The organism is Pseudoalteromonas sp. MER144-MNA-CIBAN-0113 (assembly GCF_040308965.1).
Taxonomy (GTDB): Bacteria; Pseudomonadota; Gammaproteobacteria; order Enterobacterales; family Alteromonadaceae; genus Pseudoalteromonas; species Pseudoalteromonas tetraodonis.
The window spans coordinates 1-3,542 of the sequence record NZ_JBEOOG010000140.1; the positions used below are offsets into that span (position 1 = coordinate 1).

The window sequence follows — 3,542 nt, forward strand, 5'->3', positions numbered from 1 at the left end:
CCCGTCTGGTGTGTTTCAAGTTGATGTTTTTTTGCGAGTGCTATCCAACGTTGTAACGTTGAATAACCGACACCTAAGTCATCTGCAATATCTTCTAAGCGAACATCATCACATTGAGATAATGCTTTTTCAACAGCTTGAACTTTAAATTCTTGTGTAAATTGACGTCTCATTTTATTTGCCTCTGCTAAATGTTAGAGGCGACAACTATCCTGACACAGGGGGGTATAGCGAAGTTCCCAAGCGCCCCCACTTTTTGACTTGTTTGGTTTTATATATAACCCATCACCAACATTGAACCTGAGAGTTGCGCAATTTTTTATATTTGCTTTTATTTCTTTAACGTTCATATATTCTCATCTCTAGTGGTTGCCAAAATGCATTTGGTAACCATTGTGGTAACCACTTTAATTAATACAATATGTAACCATTATGAACGATTGAAAACAAAAAACCTAGCAAAGGCTAGGTTTTTTAATGGTTTATAAACATGTTGGAACAAGGAAAAACCTTATTCAATGTTTTGGATCTGCTCACGCATTTGCTCAATCAGGACTTTTAGCTCTACAGCTGCGTTGGTGATGTCACTATTGATAGATTTAGATGCTAACGTGTTTGCTTCACGATTAAACTCTTGCATCATAAAATCTAAACGACGACCACAAGCACCACCTTTACTCAGGATTTTGCGAGTTTCTTTAACGTGCGACTTTAAACGGTCTAGCTCTTCGGCAACATCTTGCTTTTGTGCAAGATAAATCAGTTCTTGCTCAAGGCGTGACTCATCAATATTTGTTGTTAAATCTTCAAGCTTTTGTACTAACTTTTCACGTTGCCACTTAGTAATTTCTGGCATATGTGCTTCAACAATATCAACTTGCTCTAAAATGGCGGTTAATCGTGTTGTTATCATTTCTTCAAGGTTTGCACCTTCATCGCCACGCGCAGATTTAAAGTCTTCAATTACTTGGTCAAGACCACTAATAAGAGCCGTATTTACACTATCCATATCAATTTCTTGTGCTTCCATAACGCCAGGCCAACGTAAAATATCAACAGGGTTAATGTCACCACTGCTTTGTTCTTGAACCCACTTAGCACTATTAATTAACTGCTCAGCCAGAGATTGATTAATTGATAATTCACCAACATGTGCAGGGTTTGCGACAAATTTTAAGAAAACTTCTACCTTACCACGCTGTAAGTGCTTACGCAGACGCTCGCGAATAACGGGCTCCATGCCACGAAATTGCTCTGGTGCACGAATAAATGTTTCAAGGTAACGTTGGTTCACTGAACGAACTTCCCACGTGCCAGTGCCCCATTCGCCTTTAATTTCGCGACGCGCATAAGCTGTCATACTGTGGATCATGGATGATTTCCTACATTTTTAAATACAATATTGTAATGATTATACCGTAACACTGCTTAAGCTCTAAAGAAAATTTAACCTGCTGCATACTTTTTAAACACACTTAAATATAAATCAACATGGCATCTGTATTCACATCCACATATAATGTGGCAAATTCAGAATTAAGGGGATCGTCAATGCGTCCAAGCGAAAGAACACCTAATCAAATTAGACCGGTTACATTTACACGTAACTACACGTTACATGCTGAAGGTTCGGTATTAGTAGAGTTTGGTAACACTAAGGTACTTTGTACCGCGACAGTTGAAGCTGGCGTGCCACGCTTTATGAAAGGCCAAGGTAAAGGTTGGGTTAACGCAGAATATGGCATGTTACCGCGTGCAACACACACACGTAATAATCGTGAAGCAACGCGTGGTAAGCAGGGCGGTCGTACTATGGAAATTCAACGTTTAATCGCTCGTTCTTTGCGTGCCGCAATCGATTTGAAAGCGTTAGGTGAAAACACGATTACTATCGATTGTGATGTAATTCAAGCCGATGGCGGCACACGTACAGCATCAATTAGTGGTGCATGTGTCGCATTAGTTGATGCACTTACTTACATGCGTGCAAAAGGGATGATTAATTCAAACCCACTTAAACATATGATCGCGGCTATTTCAGTTGGCATATATAAAGGCCAAGCGATTAGCGATTTAGAATACCTTGAAGACTCTGACGCTGAAATCGACATGAATGTAATTTTAACCGAAACAGGTAAAATTATTGAAGTACAAGGGACTGCTGAAGGCGAGCCTTTCTCGTTTGATGAACTTGATGAGCTACTTACACTCGCTAAGCACTCAATTCGTGAAATTATAGATGTACAAAAACAAGCACTAGCATAAATAGGTAATCAGCGATGAAAGAATATCAAAAAGAGTTTATTGAATTTGCTTTAGAAAAGCAGGTATTAAAGTTTGGTGAATTTACCTTAAAATCTGGCCGTACAAGTCCATATTTTTTTAATGCGGGTTTGTTTAATACTGGTCGTGATCTTGCTCGCTTAGGTCGCTTTTATGCTGCAGCGCTTGAAGATGCGGCAATTGAATACGATGTATTATTTGGCCCAGCTTATAAAGGTATTCCAATTGCAACAACAACCGCTGTTGCGTTGGCTGATCATTACAACAAAGATGTGCCTTACTGCTTTAACCGTAAAGAGAAAAAAGCACACGGTGAAGGTGGCAGCTTAGTAGGTTCGGATCTTAAAGGTAAGATCATGTTAGTTGATGATGTGATCACTGCAGGTACTGCAATTCGCGAATCTATGGAAATTATTGCTGACAATGGCGCAGATTTAAGTGGTGTTTTAATCGCACTTGATCGCCAAGAAAAAGGTAAAGCCGAGCTTTCAGCTATACAAGAAGTAGAGCGTGACTTTAATACTCAAGTAACTTCTATTGTTAAATTGGCTGATCTAATCAGTTACCTTGAAAATCAAGGAACCATGGATGAGCATTTAGCGGCAGTAAAAGCATACCGAGATCAATACGGTGTAGCATAAGTAAGAGCCTCGCAAAAGCGGGGCTTTATTTTGTTTAAAACTTAGCAGAACTCGCACGAATAGTTAAAGCGAGTTAATTCTCATAGTCGAATGATGAAATTCAACTATAGCTATAAAAGCATTAGCAGATCGTATAAGTACAGAGACTGATGTTCTGTCGGATCAAGCTAAAGACATAAGATCCACAGCGGTTACTCTATTATTTGTGATCATGATGATCATTCGGGTTGTTAGCTTTCACATATTTAAGGGCGATCTGACAGTTAAACGCTTAAATACCGCGTTTATTGTTAATGAATTGATAGTTATGTTGTGTTTTTAGCACCTATCGTTCAAATATGCAGCGAACAGTCATTTATTTCATGTTTTCTTCAAAAAAGGGTTGATCTGTTTTCGGATCTCCCTATAATGCGACCCCACTGAGACGGCAGACAGCAACGCTTAGCGAAGCAAGAGTCACTTAGTGAGTCGAGTAAAACTTGAGTTTAGATTTTTGATAAAGTTTAAAATTAAGTGTTGACAAAAAAATAGGAAAGCGTAGTATGCGCAGCCCTAGCGAGATAAAGTTAAGCGCTTTAATCGCAACGTTCTTTAACAATATAAAGCAATCATCTGTGT

The 3,542-nt window shown here is 39.0% G+C and carries 5 protein-coding genes; 3 read left to right on the top strand and 2 right to left on the bottom strand.

All coding sequences use genetic code 11. The annotated features are described in order from the left end of the window. On the bottom strand, window positions 1-173 hold a 173-nt coding region (locus AAEY57_RS18930; protein WP_350608550.1), incomplete at its 3' end, for a transposase. A gap of 338 nt (window positions 174-511) precedes the next feature. Then, a complete protein-coding gene (locus tag AAEY57_RS18935) occupies window positions 512-1,372 on the bottom strand; it encodes a YicC/YloC family endoribonuclease (RefSeq protein WP_350608548.1) in 861 nt (286 codons plus the stop codon). A 179-nt stretch (window positions 1,373-1,551) separates the two neighbouring features. Here AAEY57_RS18935 and rph point away from each other — a divergent pair, with 179 nt between their 5' ends. The 3 genes from rph (at window position 1,552) to AAEY57_RS18950 (ending at window position 3,246) form a co-directional block, all read left to right on the top strand. After that, window positions 1,552-2,265 carry a ribonuclease PH gene (gene rph / locus AAEY57_RS18940; RefSeq protein ID WP_350608549.1) on the top strand — a complete coding sequence of 238 codons (714 nt, stop codon included), beginning with the start codon at window positions 1,552-1,554 and terminating at the stop codon, window positions 2,263-2,265. Between the two features lie 14 nt (window positions 2,266-2,279). Continuing rightward, a complete protein-coding gene (gene pyrE / locus AAEY57_RS18945; protein ID WP_033103752.1) occupies window positions 2,280-2,924 on the top strand; it encodes an orotate phosphoribosyltransferase in 645 nt (214 codons plus the stop codon). Between the two features lie 112 nt (window positions 2,925-3,036). After that, entirely contained in the window at window positions 3,037-3,246 is a 210-nt protein-coding gene (locus AAEY57_RS18950; RefSeq protein ID WP_350608551.1) for a diacylglycerol kinase, read from the top strand. Window positions 3,247-3,542 lie beyond the last annotated feature (296 nt).

Bases quoted from the DNA above. Each gene is read 5' to 3' on its own strand.
- AAEY57_RS18935 (WP_350608548.1), bottom strand. From the start codon at position 1,372: ATGATCCACAGTATGACAGCTTATGCGCGTCGCGAAATTAAAGGCGAA.
- rph (WP_350608549.1), top strand. From the start codon at position 1,552: ATGCGTCCAAGCGAAAGAACACCTAATCAAATTAGACCGGTTACATTT.
- pyrE (WP_033103752.1), top strand. From the start codon at position 2,280: ATGAAAGAATATCAAAAAGAGTTTATTGAATTTGCTTTAGAAAAGCAG.